Consider the following 19833-nt stretch of genomic DNA (forward strand, 5'->3'; position numbering starts at 1 on the left):
GCCTGCGCGGCGATTGTTCGCTACGGTCCAGGCATCGGCAGCTGCACCACAGCGCCCCGCCCAGAAGAATCCACGATGCCCCTGACAGAAATCAAGAACCGCAGCCCCCAGCATCTGCGCGATGTACGCTACCGCAGTTTTGTACGCCCCGACGGCCTCTGGGACATCGAAGGCGAACTCCACGACAGCAAGGCCGTGGACCGCGTGCTCAACAACGGCCAGCTGCTGCGCGCCGGCACGGCCATTCACCACATGTGGATACGCGCCACCATCGACGACACGCTGCAGGTGCAGGCCATCGAGGTGGCCATGGACTCCCACCCGCTGGGCAACTGTCCCGAAGCCGCGGCGGCGCTGCAGAAGATGGTCGGCTGCAATATGGGCCGGGGCTGGCGCAAGTCGATCCAGGAGCACCTGGGCGGCGTCATCAGCTGCACCCACCTGCGCGAACTACTGTTCAACATGGCCACGGCGGCCTTCCAGTCGATGCCCAACGTGTTCTCGAATGCCGACCCCGACCAACCGCCGCGCCACCTGGGCCAGTGCCTGGGCTGGGACTTCGACGGCCCGGGCGTGGCCGCGCATTACCCGCAGTTCGTGCATTGGAGCGCGTCGCGCCCTGCGGTCCAAAACATTCCGGCGACCGAGAAGTCCGGCGTCTAGCCCCGGTGCCCACTCAGGCATGCCGGGCGCGCGGGACTGGCGCTCGCGATTGCGGCAAAATACCCCCATGGCTGTACGAGTGATTCCCCTGGTAGATCAGCGCACAGCAGCCTTGTCGGCGGCTGTGCCGCGGCTCTGCGCGTCCCCCACCGGTCATTTGCTTGACCAGCTGGGCCGGCCGCTGCGTGATCTGCGCATCAGCGTCACCGACCGCTGCAACTTCCGCTGCCAGTACTGCATGCCCAAGGAAGTGTTCGACAAGGACTACACCTACCTGCCGCACAGCGCACTGCTGAGCTTCGAGGAAATCACCCGACTGGCGCGCATCTTCCTGGCCCACGGCGTGCACAAGATCCGTCTCACGGGCGGCGAGCCACTGCTGCGCAAGAACCTCGAAGCGCTGGTCGCCCAGCTCGCGGCGCTGCGCACCGCCGAAGGCCTGGCGCCCGATGTGACGCTCACCACCAATGCCTCGCTGCTTGCACGCAAGGCGCGCGCGCTCAAGGACGCGGGCCTGAACCGGCTCACCGTGAGCCTGGACGCGCTCGACGACGCGGTGTTCCGCCGCATGAACGATGTCGACTTCGCGGTCACCGACGTGCTCAAGGGCATAGAAACCGCGCAGGCCGTGGGCTTCGAGCGCATCAAGGTCAACATGGTGGTGCAGCGCGGCACCAACGACGATCAGATTTTGCCCATGGCGCGCTTTTTCCGCGGCACGGGCGTGACGCTGCGCTTCATCGAATACATGGATGTGGGCGCGACCAACGGCTGGTGCATGGACGAAGTCCTGCCTTCGTCCCAGGTGCGCGAACGCCTGCAGGCCGAATTCCCGCTGGTGGCGCTCGCGCCCGGCAGCACCGGCGAGACCGCGGCGCGCTGGGGCCATGCGAACGCGCTGGGTGAATACGATCCCGCGCTGGGCGAAGTCGGCTTCATCAGCAGCGTCACCGAAGCGTTCTGCCACGACTGCAACCGCGCGCGGCTGTCGACCGAAGGCAAGCTCTACCTGTGCCTGTTCGCGTCCCAGGGCTGGGATTTGCGCAGCCTGCTGCGCGCCGGGGCGAGCGATGCCGAACTCGCGGGCGCGATCGCGCCGATGTGGCAGCAGCGCAGCGACCAGTATTCGCAATTGCGCAGCAGCCTGCCGCCCAGCAGCGCCAGCCCCGGCAAGCGCATAGAGATGAGCTACATCGGTGGCTGAAGCCGCGCGCGTCCAAGACATCACCGGCCTGGTGCTCGCCGGCGGCCGCGGCAGCCGCATGGGCGGCGTCGACAAGGGGCTGCAGCCGTTTCGCGGCCTGCCGCTGGCCCAGCATGCACTGCAGCGGCTCGCGCCCCAGGTCGGCAGCTGCCTGATCAACGCCAACCGCCATCTCGATCGCTACGCCGATTTCGGTGTGCCGGTCTGGCCCGACAGCCTCAGCGACTACGCGGGCCCGCTCGCGGGCTTTCTCTGCGGTCTGTCCCATTGCACCACGCCCTGGCTGCTGACCGTGCCCTGCGACACGCCGCTGTTTCCGCCCGATCTCGCCCAGCGCCTGGCCCGGGCCGCGGCCGCGCAAGATGCACAAATCGTTTTTGCCGCGGGCCTGGAAACCGACGACCAGGGCCGCAGTCGCTGGCGCGACCAACCCGTCTTCTGCCTGCTGCAGGCCGCGCTCCAGCCCAGCCTGCAGCAGTACACGGCCCAGGGCGGACGCAAGATAGACGCCTGGGCGCGCACGCACCGCTGCATCAGCGTGGCCTTCGACCAGCCCGAAGACGATGCGCGCGCCTTTGCCAACGCCAACACCCTGGAAGAGCTGCACGCCCTGGAAAACGCCCGATGACCACCCTGCCGGAAATTGCCGCCCGCCTGCCAGGCTACGACCCCGATGACCTCGACGTCGCCACGGCCCAGCGCTTTCTGGGCGCCCTCGTGAGCGCGCCCGCAGATATCGAAAGCCTGGCGCTGGGCCAGGCACTGGACCGGGTGCTGGCCCATGATCTGGTCTCGCCCATCAACGTGCCCGCGCACGACAACTCGGCCATGGACGGCTATGCGTTCGCGGGCAGCGCGCTGCAGGCCGGCAAGGCGCTGCGCCTGCGCATCGCGGGCCGCGCGCATGCGGGCACGACCTGGCAGGAAACGCTCGCCCCCGGCGAATGCCTGCGCATCATGACCGGCGCCGTCATGCCGCCGGGCCTGGACACTGTGGTGCCGCAGGAACTCGTGACACTGCAGGGCGACCATATCGAGATCGCGCCCGATCTGCTGCGGCCCGGCGCCAACCGCCGCCTCTGCGGCGAAGACCTGCAGCAAGGCGCGGTGGCGCTGGCGCGCGGCGAACGCCTCACGCCCGCGGCCCTCGGTTTGCTGGCCAGCCTGGGTCTGGCGCAGGCACAGGTGTTTCGCAAGCTGCGCGTCGCGTATTTCTCCACCGGCGATGAAATTCTCAGCCCCGGCGAAGCGCCGCGCGCGGCCGCGGTCTACGACAGCAACCGCTACACCATCTGCGCGCTGCTGCGTCGGCTGGGTGTCGAGGTCATCGAAGGACCGCCCGTGGGCGACGACCCGGCGCTGCTCGAAGCCGCGCTGCGGCGCGCGGCCGGCGAAGCCGATGCGGTGATCACCAGCGGCGGCGTGAGCACGGGCGACGCCGACCATCTGCGGCCCCTGCTGCAGCGCCTGGGCGAAGTGACGTTCTGGCGCATTGCGATGCGCCCCGGCCGGCCGTTGGCCGTGGGCCGGCTGGGCACTGGCGCCAGCCCCGCCATTCTGTTCGGCCTGCCCGGCAATCCGGTCGCGGCCATGGTAGCCTTCATCGCGCTGGTGCGCCCTGCGCTGGCGCAGATGATGGGCTGCCGCGCCCGGCCCCAGCCGCTGCTGCAGGCGATGAGCTGCGAAACCCTGCGCAAGCGCCCCGGCCGCACCGAGTACCAGCGCGGCATCGTCAGCACAGCCGCCGACGGCCGGCTGCAGGTGCGCACCACGGGCAACCAGGGCTCGGGCGTGCTCAGCTCCATGCTGCAGGCCAACGGGCTGATCGTGCTGCACCACGACCAGGGCACGGTGCAGGCGGGAGCGCAGGTCGACGTGCTGATGTTCGACGGCGCGATCTAGCGCGCCAGCCAAACGTCCTTGAGCGACGCACGTGACGCATCCGCGATGGGCTTGAGGCCCTGCAGCTTGCGGCTGTGGAAAGTGAAGAACGGCGCGTCCATGATGGGCAGGATCGGCAGATCGGCATTGACTTCGCGCTGCAGGTCGTGGAACAGCTTGCGGCGCTTGTCGGTGTTGGGCTCGCGCTGGTAGCCCTCGATGATCTTGTCCACCTTGGGATTGGCGTAGTTCGAGGCATTCACATAGGGAACGCCTTTGGTCGCGCCCTTGGACCACAGGATGCGCGTGAGGCCCAGCTCGGGGTCCAGCAGCACGGAGTAGCCCTGGATCAGCATGTCGAAATCGTAGTCGGTGTAGATCTTGCGGATGTAGGTCGGTCCGTCGCTGCGCACGATGTTGAGCGTCACGCCCACGCGCTGCAGGTTCTGGCGAATGAATTCCGCCGCGCCCGCATAGGCCTCGGTGCTGGGCGAAGGCGTGAACGTGATCGCGAAGCGCTCGCCGTTGGCCTTGCGCGCAAAACCGGCCTCGTCGAGCAGTTGCTCGGCCTTCTTCGGATCGAAGTCGTAGGCGGGCTTGTCTTCGGTGTAGAACTGCTTGAGCACCGGCGGAATCGGCCCGTTCACCGGCTTGCTCACGCCATACCACACGGTATTGATCAGCGCCTGCTTGTCGATCGCATGCGCGAAGGCCTGGCGCACCTTCTGCTGCTCCACATAGGGACGGCGCAGATTGAACTCGACCACATAGATCTGCGCGCTGTAGTCGTAGCCGCGCGTCTCGAACACCAGCTCGGGCCGCTGGCGCAGACGGGCCACATCGGCGAACGGCACGCCCGAGTAAGGAAGGTACTGGATCTCGCCGGTTTCGAGCGCCGCGGAACGCCCGGCGGCGTCGGGAATGGCGCGGTAGATCACGCGGTCCAGGTAGGGCTTGCCGGCTTCCCAGTAATCGGGGTTGCGCACCAGTTCGATGAACTCGTTGCGCCGCCACTCCTTGAAGCGAAAGGCCCCGGTGCCTATGGGCTTGACGTTCCAGGGGTTGGTGCGCACATCGGTGCCTTCGTAGAGGTGGCGCGGCAGCAGCTGCGCTTCGGAAGGGCTCAGCGCGTTGAGGATCACCGGCGCGGGCCGTTCGAGCTTGAAGACCGCGGTGTGCGCATCGGGCGTCTCCACGTCGATGACCGGAGCAAACGTCACGCGGCCGCGTGCATGCACTTTCTTCCAGACTTCGAGCACGTTGTAGCGCACGTCGGCCGACGTGAACGGCGCGCCGTCATGCCATTTCACGTTCTGGCGCAGCTTGAAGGTGATGGTCTTGCCATCGGGCGAGACCGTCCATGCCGTGGCCAGCGACGGCTGGGGGCGCTGCTGCTCGTCGTAGGTGAGCAAGCCATCGAAGATGTTGGCCGACACGGCCGCGTTGGCGTACTGGTTGTTGACGGCAACGATCAGCACGGAAGGCTGCGGATGAATGGCCGCGAACAGCGTGCCGCCGCGCACGGGCTGGGCGCCGTTCGCGCCCTGGGCCGCTGCCGGCGCGGCCCCTACTCCCAGGCCGAAGGCCAAGGCGGTGGTGGCGAGCAGGGCGCGCCGGTGAAAAGCAATGCGGAGTGTCATGTGGATGGAATGAAGAAAGTGAAATTCAGATCTTTTCGCCCTGCATGGCGCGCACCAGTTCCTGCGGGCTGTAGCGCGGTTTTTCTAGCAGGCGGTGCACCATGGGCTCGAAGAATTCGAGCGGAAGGCTGTCGTAGTCGGGGTCGAATGCCGCGCCGTCGTACAGCTCGCAGAACTCGGCCGTCTGCTGGTACAGCGCATGGTCCAAGTACTTGTCACGCGCATGGCGGTCCCGGCCGCTGAAATGGAAGAAGTAATAGCCTTGGAAAAGGTTGTGCTTGGCCAGCATCCAGTGGTTGGCGGGGCTGATGAAGGGCTTGAGAATGGTCGCGGCCAGCTCGGCGTGGTTGTAGCTCGCGAGGCTGTCGCCTATGTCATGCAGCAGTGCGCAGACCACATATTCCTCGTCACGGCCGTCGCGGTGGGCGCGCGTTGCCGTCTGCAGCGAATGTTCGAAACGGTCCACGAGATAGCCTTCGGCATCGCCGCGCAGCAACTGCAGGTGGGCCAGCACCCGCTTGGGCAGTTCGCTCTTGTAGTGCACGCGCCTGGCGGTCAGGATGTGGGAGTCGGCCTGGGTTCGGTCGCGCATGTGGCGGAACTGCACTTCGGCAGTGAGCAGATGCTCCAGCGCCTGCGCGTCGGCGGCGATGGGGGACGGCGTGTCGAGGGTGCTCATGATGGGTGGCTCCATGTCGGTGGTACCTGGGCTTGACGAGGTCTGTGCGCTCACGAAAACCCAGGGAGTTAATATTTATTTGTGCGCAACCTCAAGGCAGCCGATTATAAAAATAATCAACAAAACAAACGAATCAATAAATGCATTAGGTTATTCGAGTTTTAACAATCTCAAGCATATTAAATACATTGCCCATTAATACGATTCAGATATAGGCCATTAACTCGCAGTTAATCAATATGAAATAAATATACCCAACCGCGGTTTCTCCCATTGAAACCGGAATGGGTTTTATCGGACGATTCACCGGCTCGCGCAGCGACTGCCCGGCGCCATGGGCCGGACATGCTGGAATCAGGTGGGGGTGCGGGGGAGTCGGGCCGGGCGTGCGCGCCGGCCCCTAACGCAGAACTCAGTCGCCCTGAGCGGGCGGCTGGGAGGGGTAGAGCCCGCTTTCGCGCGCGCGCTGCACCAGCAAGGCCAGGAGCAGATCGAACGTGGGCGTGGCCACGCCCAGGCTTCTGGCCACGTCCTGCACGGCGGCCAGTTGGCCGTCGATTTCCAGCGGCCGGCCGGCGAGCAGATCCTGCAGCATCGACGAGCGGTGACTCTGTCTGCGCATGCGCTCGAATCGGGCCTCGAAATCGGTGGCCACCGCCACGCCCAAGGCACTCGCCACCTGGGCGCCTTCGGCCATGGTGCGGCGAAACAGATCCTGCAGCGCGGGTTCGGTGGCGATGGTGCGGCCCGTCGATAGCGTGAGACAGGCCAGCGGCGACGTGCTCATGTTGAGCAGCAGCTTGCTCCAGATTTCATGGCGGATATCGGCCGTCGCCTGGATCTCCGGCACGGCCTGCTGCAGCACCCGGGCGATGCGCGCCAGCCGTGGCGAGACATCCCCCGCGGGTTCGCCCAGGATGAAGCGGTTGTCCGCGGAGCGGTTCTCCACCACGCCCGGCCCCGTCACTTCATTGGCCGATTGCACCACGCAGCCTATGGCGCGGTCCACGCCCACGTCGTTCCACAGGCGCGCGCCCGGGTCCAGCCGCGGCAGCTGCTGACCGGCTTGCTCGCCCTGCGCTTTATGGAAGTACCACCAGGGAATGCCGTTGACCGCGTAGATCACCGGCGTGTCCGGGCCCAGCAGCGCGCGCAGCGAATCCGTGGCCGCAGGCAGTGAATGCGCCTTGACGGTGCTGATCACCAGGTCCTGCGGGCCCAGCGCAGCGGCCGAGTCCCGGGCCCGCACGCGCACCGTGAAGTCCTGCACGGGATTGATGAAGCGCAGGCCGTTCTTCTGTATGGCCTCGAGCTGCGCGCCGCGCGCCACCACGGACACATCGAGGCCGGCATGCGCCAGCCGGGCGGCCAGATGGCCTCCAATGGCGCCGGCGCCAAAGACGGTGATTCTCATGGTTTGCCCAATCCCAATCGCTGGATGACCGCGCCCTGCTTTTCAGCGCTGGTGCGCACATAACGGCCGAAAGCCTCGAGGGTCAGCGTACCAGGATCGGCGCCCAGTTGGGCGAACGACTGGACGATCTCGGGGTCGCGCAGCACGGCGGCGACATCGGCCGCGAGTTTCTCGACAATGGCCTTGGGCGTTTCCTTGCGCACGTACACGCCGGTCCACACGGAAGCGTCGAAGTCCTTGATGCCCTGCTCCGCGATGGTCGGCCAGTCGGGCGCCGTGGCGACACGCTGGCGCGTCGTGATGCCGATCACGCGCAGCTTGCCGGCGTCGACGAAAGGCTTGGCCGACGACAGCACCATGAAGCCCAGCGGCACTTCGCCGCTGGCCACCGCGGTGGCCGCGGGCGCGCCGCCTTTATAGGCGATGTGCTTGAGCTTGATGCCTGACTCATCGGAGAAAAGCTCGCCGATCAGATGGGGCGTGGAGCTCGCACCCGAGCTAGAAAAAGGAATGCCGCCCTGGCTGCTGCGCGCGTCCAGGCGCAGATCGGCCACGGTCTTGAACGGCGTGGCCGCATTGGCCACCAGCACGATGGGATTGACGGTGACCAGGGCCACGGGCGTGAAGTCGCGCGCGTAGGTGTAAGGGTCGTTCTGCACCAGCGGGCGAATCGTCGGTTCGCTGCCGCCGGTGAAGGCCAGCGTATAGCCGTCAGGGCGCGCGCGCGCCACCGCGGCGGTGGCGATGATGCCGCCGCCGCCGGGCCGGTTTTCCACCAGCAGGGGCTGGCCCCAGCGCTCGCCCAGCTTCTTGGCCAGCGAGCGCGCCGCGAGGTCGGTCACGCCGCCGGGCTCCCAGCCGATCACCGCCTTGACGGGGCTGCTGGGATACGAGGCGTTCTGCGCGCTGGCCAGCGTGGCCACGGCCAGCAGCGAGGCCAGGCCGCAGCGCGCGGCCAGGGACAGCACGTCACGCGCCGCGGGAAGCGAAGTGTGGAAGGCGTTCAGACTCACAGCACCAGTTCCTTGTAGCTGTGCTGGCCCGGCGTCAGATCCCATTGGCGCATGAACTCGTAGGTGACGTCGAAGCGCTGCTCGTCCAGCGGCTTGCTGTGCGCGTAATGCACGAAATGGTTTTGCAGCTCCTGCGCGCTCAGCAGCTCCTTCACCGGCTCCACCACATAGTGCTTGTAGCGTTCGAAGTCCTGGTTGATGAGATCGGTGGCTTCGTTGATCGCCTGCAGATAGGCCTTGCGCGCGGCTTCGGGAAGGTCGGGCGAGATGACTTCGGCGCCGCGGTAGAAGTTGGCCGCGATGATGTGCGCACCTTCCTTGAGCGCCAGACTGATGTAGGGCTCCATCAGCGCCACGGCGCGCAGCTTGCCTTCCTTGAGCGCCGCGTAGCGCTCGATGGGCGGGCCGGCGTGGGTGATGTTGACTTCTTCCTTGGGCAGGGCGCCGCCCAGCAACTGCAGCGCCGTGTAGTGCGAGCCGGTGCGGTCGTTGACGCCCACGGGAACGTTGGCCAGATCGCGCGGCTCCTGCAGATCCACGTCGAAGGCCACGATGGCCTGCGCCGCCACCGAAGGCCGCAGCGCCTGCACCCGGCTGCCGCGCCCGCTGCGCTCGGAGCGGTCCAGACCGGCCCATTCGCAAAGGTTGTAGCCGTCGGCCTGGCCGCACTCATAGAGCGCTTCCTTCTGGCGCTGGAAGGCGTCGGCGGAAGACGCGCGCGGGTCGTACTTGTCGACGAATTGAACGCGCACGCCGGCCTTCTCGAACAACTGGTGCTCCTGGGCGACGTAGATCGGCAGATCGAACACCGGACCGTTGGGGGCCAGGCGAATGGTGGGCAGGTTGTCTTGTGACATGACGGTTCCTTTCGGGGGTGGGGAAATCAGTGGCGATAGTCGGAGGACGCGGCCTCCACCTGACGCAGCAGCGCGTGCCAGTCGTGGTGCTGCTCGGTGATCGCGGGCTTGCGTTCGATCTGCTGGGCCGAGTGCTCGGCGATGTCGTCGGGAATCTGCAGCAGGTTGTCCAGGCCGGCGCCCAGCGCCTGGATCTGGGCACGGCAGGCGGTCTCCAAAAAATGGTGGTGGATATAGGCCTCGGCGATGGTGCGTCCGCCCACCAGCACGCCGTGGTTGCGCAGGATGGCGATGCGGCCCGTGCCCAGCGCCGTCAGCAGGCCCTGGCGGCCGGCTTCGTCGAACTCGAAGCCCTTGAAGTCGTGGTAGCCGATGCGGCGGTGAAAGCGCACCGCATGCTGGTTGAGATTGAGCAGACCGAAACGCTGGGCGCTGACCGCGATGTTGGCCGGCGTATGGGTGTGGAACGTGGCCTGCAGGTCGGCTCGCCCCTTGAGCACGCCCAGGTGGATGACCAGCCCGCCGCGGCTCACATTGCCTTCGCCCGACAGCTTCTCGCCGTCGAGCGTGTACTTGAGCAGCGACGAGGCCGTGACTTCATGGAACTGCTGGTGCTCGGGCTTGATCAGCACCTGCTCCGGTGCGTCCCACAGCCGCGCCGCGAGGTGGTTGTAGGTGTGGTCGTTGACGCCGGCCAATGCCAGGCCCCGGTAGGCCGCGGCCAGGTGGACGCGTGTTTGCCATTCGCTGGTCTCGGCCAGCGGCGCTGCGGAGTTGCTCATCGGATCTCTATCTTCTGGTTTCATTGACGGGATGACGGATAGCGCCGGTCGGGCAGGCGCAACGGCATGGAGGGGTCTGCGCAGGCCATGGCTCAGGTCAGCGCCTCGTCGCCGATCAGGCGACGCCGCCGGCGCAGGCCAGGCAGCGCAATCGCCAGCAGCAGCGCGGCCGCGGCCAGCAGCAGACCCAGGGACAAGGGACGCTGCGTGAAGATGGACAGATGGCCGTCGGACAGCAGCAGCGAGCGGCGGAAGTTCTCTTCCAGCATCGGCCCCATCACGAAGCCCAGCAGCAGCGACACCGCGGGCGCGCCCACGTAGGCCAGAAAGCAGCCCAGCACGCCGAAGGCCACCAGCTGGTAAATGTCGAAGGCGGCGTTCTGCAGCGAGAACACGCCGATCGCACAGAACGCCAGGATCGCGGGAAACAGCAGGCGATAAGGCACCTTGAGCAGGCTGACCCACACGCCCACCAGGGGCAGGTTCAGTACCACCAGCATCAGATTGCCTATCCACATCGACGCGACCAGCCCCCAGATCAGCGCAAAGTATTCCGGCGAGCCGAACTGCAGCGCCAGGCTGGCCAGCGGCCCGGCAAAGGCGGCCAGCAGCAGCGTGCCCACGCAGCCCGCAAAGAACGAGCCCATGGCGGCGCCGGCCAGCACCGGGCCCGCGCGGCCGGTGCGCGCCATCTGGTGGCCTTCCAGCAGGGTCACGGCCGACGAGGACTCTCCGGGAATGTTCACCAGAATGGCGGTGGTGGAGCCGCCGTACTGCGAGCCATAGTAGATGCCGGCCAGCAGGATCAGCGCACTGGTGGGCTCCAGTCCGTAGGTGACGGGCAGCAGCATCGCGATGGTCACCAGCGGACCCAGCCCCGGCAGCACGCCGATCAAGGTGCCGATCAGGGTGCCGCCCAGCGCGTAAAGAAGATTGGCCCATGACAGGGCCGTGGCGAAACCGGCAGCCAGGTTGTTCAGCAGGTCCATGGTTCAGTAAAGGAAAGTGGGCCAAAGCGGCAGCTGCAAGCCCAGCAGCACGGCGAACAGCGCGCAGCAAAAAGTGGCGACGCACAAGGCCCAGGGCAAGGCGCCGCGCCAGCGAAAGCCCGGTCCGGCGGCGCTGCTGGCGATGACCAGGCCCATGGTGGAAACGAACAGCCCCGCCTGTTCGACAGCGATGCCGAACGCCAGCAATGCCAGGGCCACATGCCATAGCCGTGGATGGCGCAGTTCTTTCGCATCCGCGCGCCAGCGCGACACATTCACATGCAGCGCGGACCGCGCAACGAGCACCAATCCGATCAGCGCCAGCAACGCGCCCAGGCACAGAGGAAAGTAGCCCGGCCCCATGTCGCGCGCCGAGCCCAGCGTGTAGTCGCTCGCCTCCCAGGCGAAACCGCAACCCGTGGCAAGAAGGAAGATGCCCAGCAATGCTTCGCGGGCAGCCGTCGCGCGGCGTGCGGCGCTGGCGGGTCCGTCAAGCATGTTGCACAGAGCTGGCAGGCCCATGCGCAGCGCGAGCAACTTGTGCTTGCCTGGCGACGGCGATGAAGTGGCGGATATTCCGGAGTTTCATTTTCTCAACAATCAGAAAGCGACTCGCCATAATGCAAGTGCAGCTGCACGATTATTGATTCCAATCAAAAATTTCGTTAGAAGAATTTCAAATAATGGAATTTGTTATTTAATGGATACTCAAATCATATCAATCAAATATTTGAATAGTATGCTTGCAGCAACCATGCCGCATTGATTATCGGAATTACCAACCAATTAATCGACGATGTCGATATTCAAGGCCGGGCCCTTGCTTGATAAAAATGGGCGGTTCATACTGCGCCATGACCAGGCCGGCGCGGCCGCCGGCGTGCGCGGGTTCGACGCAGCGATCGGGGCGTGCAAATCTGCGCCGAGCCGGCATAATCTGCGCTCAGGCGCTGCCCTGCCGCATCGGGGGCGCAGCATTTTTGCCACCCCTTTCAGGGCACGACAACATCTGCATGCGTTCCCGCTCGCCTTCTCCGCCACCGACCAAAGGCGTGCCCGACAAGCTGCCGGCTTTGCTGCTGCAGGCCATCGAGCAGGCGTTCAATGCCGTGCTGATCACCGACACAGGCGAGCACGACCACCGCATCGTCTATGTCAATCCGGCGCTGTGCGAGATGACCGGCTACGCGGCGCATGAACTGCTGGGGCGCAATCCGCGCATGCTGCAGGGCCCGCACACCTGCCCCAAAGTCATTGCCGAACTGCGCAACTGCGTCGCCGAAGGCCGCTTCTTCAAGGGCTCGACCTTCAACTACCGCAAGGACGGCACGCCCTACCTGCTCGAATGGAACATCTCGCCGGTGCGCGATGCCAACGGACGCATCACCCACTTTGTTTCGGTCCAGCACGACTTGAGTGCGCTGGCGATGGCCAGGGCCTCGTCGGACATCTTCGCGCGCACGCTCGATGCGACCGAAGACGGCGTGCTGATCTGCAACCATCTGGGCATCATCGAGTTCGCCAACCAGGGCTACGAGAAAATCACCGGCCTGCGCGCCAGCGAGCTGATCGGCCGCAAGCCTTCGGTCGCCCAGTCCGGGCGGCATGATCCGGCGTTCTACACCGCGCTCTGGGCGCGGCTCAAGGACGGCCAGCCGGTGCGTGAAATCTTCATCAATCAGCGCACCGATGGCACCGAAGTGCATTGCGAGCAAAGCATCACGCCGCTGCGCAACAGCGAAGGCGAAGTCACGCACTATGTGAGCATGGTGCGCGACATCACGGCCAAGGTGCTGTCGGAACGCGCGTTTCGCGAACAGATGCAGCACGACAGCCTGACCGGCGCGCTGACGCGCACTTCGGGCAGCCTGCACCTGGAGAAAGCCGTCGCCGAATCACGCACGCTCGGCGCCGCGCTCGCGCTGGCGCTGGTCGATGTCGACAATTTCAAGCAGGTCAACGACACCTTCGGCCATCCCACGGGCGACAAGGTGCTGGCCACCGTCGCCAGGACCGTGGCCGCGTGCCTGCGCTCCAGCGACAAGATCATCCGCTGGGGCGGCGAGGAATTCCTGCTGATCATGCCGGGCTGCGACGAAACCAGCGCCGTGCTGACGCTGGACCGCTGCCGGCATGCGGTGCGCCAGGCCTGCGCCGACATGCTGCCCATGCCGATCACCATTTCCGGGGGCGTGGGCCAGATCGAATCCGGCCAGGAATTGGCCGACTGCATCGAGCGCATCGACCAACTGCTGTACCGTGCCAAACAAGAGGGCCGCGACCAGGTGCGCGCGGTGCGCGCCAGCGACCGCTGAGATCCTGGCTGGCCCGGTCTTCACCCATTTAAAAGGAACCCTGCATGCCCTTCCAGACCCAGCCCATCACGCCCGCCCCTTCCGCGCAAGATGTGGAGGCCCTGAGGGGCAACACGGTGCTGGAGTTCGGCACCGACTGGTGCGGCTGGTGCAAGGGAGCTCAGCCTCTGATACGCGAAGCGCTGCAAGCGCGTGACGACGTTGAGCACCTGAAGATAGAGGACGGCCCGGGCCGCCCCCTGGGACGCAGCTTTCGCGTCAAGCTGTGGCCCACGCTGGTATTTTTGCGCGATGGCCAGGAAGTGGGCCGCAGCGTGCGCCCGCAAGACAGTGCCGGCCTCGCGGCGGAGCTCGCAAAACTCCCGCGCGACTGAGATCAGCCGCGGCCCAAGGCCTTGTCCACGCCCTTGTTGGCGAGCATGTCGGCGCGCTCGTTGCCCGGATCGCCCGCATGGCCCTTGACCCAGCGCCAGTCGATGCGGTGGCCGCCCTTGCTCACCAGCTCGTCGAGCCGCTGCCACAGTTCGACGTTCTTCACGGGTTCCTTCGAAGCCGTGCGCCAGCCCTTGGCTTTCCAGCCATGGATCCACTCGGTGATGCCCTTGAGCACGTACTGGCTGTCGATGAACAGCGTCACGTCGCAAGGCCTCTTGAGCGCGGCCAGGGCCTCGATCACGGCCATCATTTCCATGCGATTGTTGGTCGTGCCCAACTCCCCGCCAAACAATTCCTTTTCCATGGTGCCGGCCCGCATCAGCACGCCCCAGCCACCGGGTCCGGGGTTGCCCTTGCAGGCACCGTCGGTATAGATCACTACTTGATTCAACTTCTTCTTCCTCTAGGTTTTTCGATTGCTGCGGTGGGCCAGCGGCGCGGCCGCGGCCGCAGGCTGCTGGCGCTGGCGCCAGGCGGGCTCCAGCAGCCGCATGCCCGGCACGCGCTTGACGGCCACCACGCAATAAACGCCCCCGAGTATGGGCCACGCGCGCTCGCCCAAAGCGTCCATCCAGCCCCAGCGTTGATGCCATTGCGCGGATTGCACCGCCGGACGGTGGCAGCCGAACTCCACGGCCTGCACGTCGAGCGCCAGCAGCCGCAGCCAGTCGCGCAGCCGCCAGTAGCCGATGGCGCTGCGCGCATCGGGCAGGCGCATGCTGCGCGGCGCGAGCGCCGACTGCATTCCCCACCAACTTGCAGGGTTGATGCCGCAGATCACCACCCGCCCTTCAGGCACCAGCACACGCGCGACTTCGCGCAGCGTGCCATGCGGATCGGGCGTGCGCTCGAGTGTGTGCGGCAGCACCACCAGGTCGAGGCTGGCCTCTGCAAACGGCAGCGCCGAAGGTTCCAGCACGGCGCGTGCCGGCCAATCTTCCCGGGCCTGCGGGGACGCCGCAGCCGCCCATGCCGCGGCTTCGGCGCCCGATTCGAGCGCCAGCCAACGATGGGGCATGCGGTTGGCGCGCAAGCCCTGTAGCATAGGCAAACCCAGCTGCAGGCTATGGTAGCCAAACACATCCGCCACGGCTTCATCGCAGCGTTGCTGCTCCCAATCGAGCAGATAGCGCCCGGTAGGGGAATCAAGCCAGTGGTGCATCCCTATAATTTTGTCGCTCATGAACCTGTTGCCGCTGCCCGCTTTTTCTGACAACTACATTTGGATGCTGCACGACGGCCGTCAAGCCCTGGTCATAGACCCGGGCGAAGCGGCTCCCGTGTTCGCGGCCTTGGAGCGCCACGCGCTGCAATTGCAATCCATTCTAATCACGCACCACCATTCGGATCATGTCGGCGGCGTGGCAGCACTGCGCGCTGCCACCGGAGCCCAGGTATGGGGCCCGGCACGCGAAACCCTGCCGGAGCCGGTGACGCGCGTACAGGGCGGCGATCAGGTCGACGTGCTCGGCGGCCCCTGGCAAGTGATCGATGTGCCCGGACACACCGCGGGCCATATCGCCTTCTATAGCGCCACGGCCCTGCCCGAGCCGGTGGTGTTCTGCGGCGACACGCTGTTTTCGGGCGGCTGCGGCCGGCTTTTCGAAGGCACGCCCGCGCAGATGCAGCAGTCGCTCGACGCGCTGTCGGCGCTGCCCGACACCACCCAGGTGTGCTGCGCGCATGAGTACACACTTTCTAACCTTCGCTTTGCGCTGGCGGTGGAACCAAACAACGCCGCACTGCTCCACCACATGGAGCATTGCCAGGGCCTGCGCGCCCAGGGCCAGCCCACCCTGCCTTCGAGCATGGTGCTGGAACGCAGCATCAACCCCTTTCTTCGTACGCGCGAAACCACGGTGGCCACAGCCGCTCACCGCCATGACGCGCGTATTCACCCGCAGCAAGCCCACGAGGTGCTTGCGGCATTGCGTGCCTGGAAAAACGATTTCCGATGAATCTTCTCTACCCCGTATTGCTCAGCAGCGTGCTCTGGCTCGCCGGCTGCGCCACCGTCACTCCCGACGCCGCCAACACGGCCGAGGCCGAGACCCCGGCCGTGCACACGCCGCGCTACCCGAACGGCGCGCTGAGCCCCATCACACGCACCCAGGTGACCACGCCTGGCGTGGCCTCGCTGTCGGCTCCGGCCGATCTCTGGGATCGCATACGCCGCGGCTTTGCGATGCCCGACCTCGACCATGAACTGGTCCAGGACCGCGAGCAGTGGTATGCGAGCCGGCCCGACTACATCCTGCGCATGACCGAGCGCTCGAGCAAGTACCTGTTCCACATCGTCGAAGAGCTGGAGCGCCGCGGCATGCCGACGGAACTCGCGCTGCTGCCCTATATCGAGAGCGCGTTCAACCCGCAGGCCGTGTCCAGCGCCAAGGCGGCCGGCATGTGGCAGTTCATGCCCGCCACCGGCACCTATTTCGATCTCAAGCAGAACGTTTTCCGCGACGACCGCCGCGATGTGCTGGCCTCGACGCGCGCCGCGCTCGATTACCTGCAGAAGCTGCACGGCATGTTCGGCGACTGGCATCTGGCGCTGGCCGCCTACAACTGGGGTGAAGGCAGCGTCGGACGCGCGATCGCGCGCAACCGCAAGGCAGGCCTGGGCATCACCTATGCCGAACTCAACATGCCCGCGGAAACGCGCATGTACGTGCCCAAGCTGCAGGCAGTGAAGAACATCGTCAACACGCCCGAAGCCTTCAGCGCCGAGCTGCCGCTGATCGAGAACCACCCCTACTTCCAGGCCGTGGACATCAAGCGCGACATCGACGTGGAACTCGCGGCCAAGCTGGCCGACGTCACCGTCTCCGACTTCCGCGCGCTCAATCCTTCGCTGAGCCGGCCCGTGATCTTCGCCGCCGGCATTCCGCAGATCCTGCTGCCCTGGGACAACGCCAAGGTGTTCGAGCGCAATCTCGACGCCTACGGCAAGGGCCAGTATTCAAGCTGGACCGTCTGGACCGTGCCTTCCACACTGACGGTGGCCGACGCGGCCCAGCGCGTGGGCATGAGCGAAGAAGGCTTGCGCGCCATCAACAACATTCCGCCGCGCATGGTGATCAAGGCCGGTTCGGCGCTGATGGTGCCGCGCACCGCGAGCACGCTCACCGATGTGTCGAGCCAGGTGGCCGACAACGGTCACGTGGCATTCGCGCCTGAAATCGTGACCCGCCGCACCACCGTCAAGGCACAAAAGCGCGACACCCTGGCCAGCCTCGCGCAGCGCCACCGGGTCAGCGTCGCCAACCTGGCCGACTGGAATGACCTCAAGGTCGGTGCGAGCCTCAAGGCCGGACAGTCGATCGTCATGTTCCTGCCGATGCGCGCGTCATCGGCCGTCGCCACCGCGCGCGGCCCGCGCGCCGGCGCCAAGGTCGCGACTTCGGCGCGTTCGACCAAGGCCCAGCCCCAGACCAGCAAAAAGGGCGGCACGCCGTCCAAGGTCAGGAAGCGCTGAAGCCCCGCGCCAGCCCGGGGCCCGGGCGGCGCACTCAGTGGTAGCCGACGAACAGGATCGCCACGTTGACCAACATGGCAACGGCCCAGACCACGCTGCGCGCCGTGGCCATGTCGGCCACATACATCAGGATATAGAAGCCGCGCAGCAGCACGAACAGCAGCGCCAGCAGGTCCAGCCAGGTCTGCTGCGCGCCCAGTTGGTGCGCAATGATCACCGCCCCGATGAAGAACGGCAGGGCTTCGAAGGTGTTCGCCTGGGCGGCATTCGCGCGCGCCTGAAAGCCGGTCTGCTGCTGCAGCCAGGCGCGCGGGTTGTGGTTGTCGAAACCGCCCTGCTCGCGGCTGCGGCCAAAGCCCCGGCTCTTCGCAAGATAAGCGCAGACGGTGGGCAGCAGCGCGGCGATCAGCACGCACCAGTAGGCGACGGTGAAATGGGGGGTCAGGGCATTCATGGGGGCTCCTTGGGCTGTCTTCTGGCTTAGTGCTAAATCACAAGCGGCTGCGCGTTCAGCGCCGGTCCACCAGCGCATGGGCAATCGTGCCCAGATCCACATACTCCAGCTCGCTGCCCACCGGCACGCCGCGCGCCAGCCGCGTCACATGCACGCCGCGGCTCTTGAGCGCCTCGCTGATCGCATGCGCCGTGGCCTCGCCTTCGGCGGTGAAGCTGGTCGCGAGAATCACTTCCTGCACGCCGTCGTCGACGGTGCGCGCCAGCAGCTCGGGCAGGCCGAGGTCGCGCGGCCCCACGCCGTCGAGCGGCGACAGCCGGCCCATCAGCACATAGTAGCGGCCCTGGTAGGCACCCGTGCGCTCCATCGCGGCCAGGTCGGCCGGCGTTTCGACCACGCAAAGCCGTGCCGCATCCCGGCCCTCGTCCTGGCAGATCGCGCACAGATGGCCCACGGTGAACGTATGGCACTGCGCGCAATGCTGTACCGCCTCGAGCGCCGTGTCGAGCGCGCGCGCGATCTGCACCGCGCCTTCGCGGTCGCGCTGCAACAGCTGGTAGGCCATGCGCTGGGCCGACTTGATGCCGACGCCGGGCAGACGGCGCAGCGCCTGGATCAGATCATCGAGCGGATGTACATCGGGGACGGCCATGGATTCTCCAGAAGGCACAGAAAAAAAAGACCTGCGCAAGGCAGATCAATACATTGGCCTAACGCGGTGGCATCTGACCCACGACCGTGTTGGCAAGTCATGTTGCAACCCCTTGAAACTGGCGTGCTCCAGCTCAGGGGCAGCGAGCAAGGGCCGCCCCGCAGCGAGGCTGCCGTCCCTGAGCCGGGCGCCCCCCTCCACCGAAGGATGAGAGGGGGAAGCCGGGGCCGGCCATCCGGCGTAAGCGGCTCAGGGGGTGCTTCACATCAGAAAGGGAATTTCATTCCACCGGGCAGACCGGGCATGCCCGCGGTCAGCTTGCCCATCTTTTCCTGCGAAGTTTCTTCGGCCTTGCGCACGGCGGCGTTGAACGCGGCAGCCACGAGGTCTTCGAGCATGTCCTTGTCTTCGGCCAGCAGGCTCGGGTCGATGGTCACGCGCTTGACGTCGTGCTTGCAGGTCATCAGCACCTTGACCAGACCGGCGCCGGATTCGCCTTCGACCTCGACATGGCCCAACTCATCCTGGGCCTTCTTGAGGTTGTCCTGCATGGTCTGGGCCTGCTTCATGAGACCGGCGAGTTGTCCTTTGTTGAACATGGGTTGTTTCCTTTTCAGTGTTTAAGCAGGTTTGATACTACCCGGCACAATGCGCGCGCCATGCTCGCGCATCAATGTTTGCACCAGGGGGTCATTCATCACAATTTCTTCGGCCACGCGCTGGCGCTGCTGCGCCGCGGCGGCGTTGCGGCGCGCGGGGGTGTCCGTGACCGCGCCAATTTCCACGCTCAGTTGCTGGGCCAGGCCGGCTTCGGCCAGGGCCGCGCGCAGGCGCTCGCGCGCCGTCGCCTGGTTCAGCGACTGGCGCTGCACGCACAGCGTCCAGTGGTCGCCGTCGCAGCCCATGAGCTGCGACTGCAGCGCGAGTTCGCGCACCAGCGCCGTGATGGCTTCACTGGCAATCAATTGCTGCACGGCCGCGTACCAGCGGTCGCCTTCGGGTGTGGTCGCCACGGGCTCGCCCGAAGGTTCGGAAGGCGTCCATGCCGGGCGGGCGATCGCCATGGGCTCGGGTGCGGGTTCGGGTTCGGGTTCGGGCGAACTGTCCACGGGCGCCGCTTGCCGGGCCGCGGCGCGCGGCGAAGGCGCATCGGACGGCAGCGACTCCCAAGGCGGCACTTCGAGCGGAGCGAATTCCACGCTGTCCATGCCGATGGCGTCACCCTCATTGTCGAACGCCACGGTTTCGGGCATGGGCTGGCGCTGCGCCGGGGCGGGGTCGACGCGCTGACGCGGGGCCGCGACCGGCGATGCGGGTACAGGGGATGGCACAGGGGCTGGCACAGGGGCTGGCACGGGGGCTGGCACGGGGGCCGGCGCA

At 66.2% G+C, this 19833-nt stretch carries 23 protein-coding genes; 9 read left to right on the plus strand and 14 right to left on the minus strand.

Annotated elements, in window-relative coordinates; genetic code table 11:
• Positions 1-75: 75 nt before the first annotated feature.
• From KHY18_RS23755 to moeA, 4 genes are all read left to right on the plus strand, one after another.
• A complete protein-coding gene (locus KHY18_RS23755) occupies positions 76-663 on the plus strand; it encodes a DUF2889 domain-containing protein (protein WP_213305870.1) in 588 nt (195 codons plus the stop codon).
• Between the two features lie 67 nt (positions 664-730).
• On the plus strand, positions 731-1867 hold the full coding sequence (moaA, locus tag KHY18_RS23760) for a GTP 3',8-cyclase MoaA (RefSeq protein ID WP_213305873.1): 1137 nt from the start codon (positions 731-733) through the stop codon (positions 1865-1867).
• Positions 1860-2495, plus strand: a complete 636-nt coding sequence (mobA, locus tag KHY18_RS23765; RefSeq protein ID WP_213305876.1) for a molybdenum cofactor guanylyltransferase MobA — start codon at positions 1860-1862, stop codon at positions 2493-2495. The genes moaA and mobA overlap by 8 nt, the downstream gene beginning before the upstream one ends.
• Positions 2492-3769 (plus strand): molybdopterin molybdotransferase MoeA, encoded by a 1278-nt coding sequence (moeA, locus tag KHY18_RS23770; protein WP_213305879.1) that lies wholly within the window; start codon positions 2492-2494, stop codon positions 3767-3769. Before mobA ends, moeA begins: the two co-directional genes overlap by 4 nt.
• On the opposite strand, the gene KHY18_RS23775 is transcribed toward moeA, so the two are convergent.
• The 8 genes from KHY18_RS23775 to KHY18_RS23810 form a co-directional block, all read right to left on the minus strand.
• Positions 3766-5388: an ABC transporter substrate-binding protein gene (locus KHY18_RS23775; protein WP_213305882.1), complete on the minus strand. Its 1623-nt coding sequence runs from the start codon at positions 5386-5388 to the stop codon at positions 3766-3768. The genes moeA and KHY18_RS23775 overlap by 4 nt on opposite strands.
• Before the next feature lie 25 nt (positions 5389-5413).
• Entirely contained in the window at positions 5414-5980 is a 567-nt protein-coding gene (locus tag KHY18_RS23780) for an HD domain-containing protein (protein WP_213305928.1), read from the minus strand.
• 499 nt (positions 5981-6479) lie between these two features.
• Positions 6480-7481 (minus strand): ketopantoate reductase family protein, encoded by a 1002-nt coding sequence (locus KHY18_RS23785; RefSeq protein WP_213305885.1) that lies wholly within the window; start codon positions 7479-7481, stop codon positions 6480-6482.
• Positions 7478-8494, minus strand: a complete 1017-nt coding sequence (locus KHY18_RS23790) for a Bug family tripartite tricarboxylate transporter substrate binding protein (protein WP_213305888.1) — start codon at positions 8492-8494, stop codon at positions 7478-7480. Before KHY18_RS23790 ends, KHY18_RS23785 begins: the two co-directional genes overlap by 4 nt.
• Positions 8491-9351 carry an ABC transporter substrate-binding protein gene (locus tag KHY18_RS23795; RefSeq protein WP_213305890.1) on the minus strand — a complete coding sequence of 287 codons (861 nt, stop codon included), beginning with the start codon at positions 9349-9351 and terminating at the stop codon, positions 8491-8493. The genes KHY18_RS23790 and KHY18_RS23795 overlap by 4 nt, the downstream gene beginning before the upstream one ends.
• Before the next feature lie 26 nt (positions 9352-9377).
• A complete protein-coding gene (locus tag KHY18_RS23800) occupies positions 9378-10133 on the minus strand; it encodes a class II aldolase/adducin family protein (RefSeq protein ID WP_213305893.1) in 756 nt (251 codons plus the stop codon).
• A gap of 92 nt (positions 10134-10225) precedes the next feature.
• A complete protein-coding gene (locus KHY18_RS23805; protein WP_213305896.1) occupies positions 10226-11122 on the minus strand; it encodes a tripartite tricarboxylate transporter permease in 897 nt (298 codons plus the stop codon).
• Between the two features lie 3 nt (positions 11123-11125).
• Positions 11126-11620 (minus strand): tripartite tricarboxylate transporter TctB family protein, encoded by a 495-nt coding sequence (locus tag KHY18_RS23810; protein ID WP_213305899.1) that lies wholly within the window; start codon positions 11618-11620, stop codon positions 11126-11128.
• Positions 11621-11642: 22 nt separating this feature from the next.
• Here KHY18_RS23810 and KHY18_RS23815 point away from each other — a divergent pair, with 22 nt between their 5' ends.
• The 3 genes from KHY18_RS23815 (at position 11643) to KHY18_RS23825 (ending at position 13811) form a co-directional block, all read left to right on the plus strand.
• Positions 11643-11888 (plus strand): hypothetical protein, encoded by a 246-nt coding sequence (locus KHY18_RS23815; RefSeq protein WP_213305902.1) that lies wholly within the window; start codon positions 11643-11645, stop codon positions 11886-11888.
• Between the two features lie 247 nt (positions 11889-12135).
• Positions 12136-13437 (plus strand): sensor domain-containing diguanylate cyclase, encoded by a 1302-nt coding sequence (locus KHY18_RS23820; RefSeq protein ID WP_213305905.1) that lies wholly within the window; start codon positions 12136-12138, stop codon positions 13435-13437.
• 44 nt (positions 13438-13481) lie between these two features.
• Positions 13482-13811, plus strand: a complete 330-nt coding sequence (locus KHY18_RS23825; RefSeq protein ID WP_213305908.1) for a thioredoxin family protein — start codon at positions 13482-13484, stop codon at positions 13809-13811.
• Positions 13812-13813: 2 nt separating this feature from the next.
• Here KHY18_RS23825 and rnhA read toward each other — a convergent pair whose 3' ends face one another.
• Both rnhA and KHY18_RS23835 read right to left on the minus strand, forming a co-directional pair.
• Positions 13814-14263, minus strand: coding sequence for a ribonuclease HI (gene rnhA, locus KHY18_RS23830; protein WP_213305910.1), 450 nt, complete (start codon positions 14261-14263; stop codon positions 13814-13816).
• A gap of 12 nt (positions 14264-14275) precedes the next feature.
• Positions 14276-15034 carry a class I SAM-dependent methyltransferase gene (locus tag KHY18_RS23835; RefSeq protein ID WP_213305931.1) on the minus strand — a complete coding sequence of 253 codons (759 nt, stop codon included), beginning with the start codon at positions 15032-15034 and terminating at the stop codon, positions 14276-14278.
• A gap of 19 nt (positions 15035-15053) precedes the next feature.
• Between KHY18_RS23835 and gloB the strand changes: the two genes are divergently transcribed.
• A complete protein-coding gene (gene gloB / locus KHY18_RS23840) occupies positions 15054-15830 on the plus strand; it encodes a hydroxyacylglutathione hydrolase (RefSeq protein WP_213305913.1) in 777 nt (258 codons plus the stop codon).
• Positions 15827-17347, plus strand: coding sequence for a transglycosylase SLT domain-containing protein (locus tag KHY18_RS23845; RefSeq protein ID WP_213305916.1), 1521 nt, complete (start codon positions 15827-15829; stop codon positions 17345-17347). The genes gloB and KHY18_RS23845 overlap by 4 nt, the downstream gene beginning before the upstream one ends.
• A gap of 34 nt (positions 17348-17381) precedes the next feature.
• Here KHY18_RS23845 and KHY18_RS23850 read toward each other — a convergent pair whose 3' ends face one another.
• The 4 genes from KHY18_RS23850 to KHY18_RS27375 all read right to left on the minus strand — a co-directional run bounded on the left by KHY18_RS23850 (position 17382) and on the right by KHY18_RS27375 (position 19784).
• Positions 17382-17801: an MAPEG family protein gene (locus KHY18_RS23850; protein ID WP_213305919.1), complete on the minus strand. Its 420-nt coding sequence runs from the start codon at positions 17799-17801 to the stop codon at positions 17382-17384.
• Positions 17802-17856: 55 nt separating this feature from the next.
• Positions 17857-18453, minus strand: a complete 597-nt coding sequence (gene recR / locus KHY18_RS23855; protein WP_213305922.1) for a recombination mediator RecR — start codon at positions 18451-18453, stop codon at positions 17857-17859.
• A gap of 266 nt (positions 18454-18719) precedes the next feature.
• Positions 18720-19052 carry a YbaB/EbfC family nucleoid-associated protein gene (locus tag KHY18_RS23860; RefSeq protein WP_213305925.1) on the minus strand — a complete coding sequence of 111 codons (333 nt, stop codon included), beginning with the start codon at positions 19050-19052 and terminating at the stop codon, positions 18720-18722.
• Between the two features lie 21 nt (positions 19053-19073).
• Complete coding sequence (locus KHY18_RS27375) at positions 19074-19784, minus strand: DNA polymerase III subunit gamma/tau C-terminal domain-containing protein (RefSeq protein WP_349630335.1); 711 nt, start codon at positions 19782-19784, stop codon at positions 19074-19076.
• Positions 19785-19833 lie beyond the last annotated feature (49 nt).

The sequence above is a fragment of the Acidovorax sp. CCYZU-2555 genome (genome assembly GCF_018413525.1).
GTDB lineage: Bacteria > Pseudomonadota > Gammaproteobacteria > Burkholderiales > Burkholderiaceae_C > Comamonas.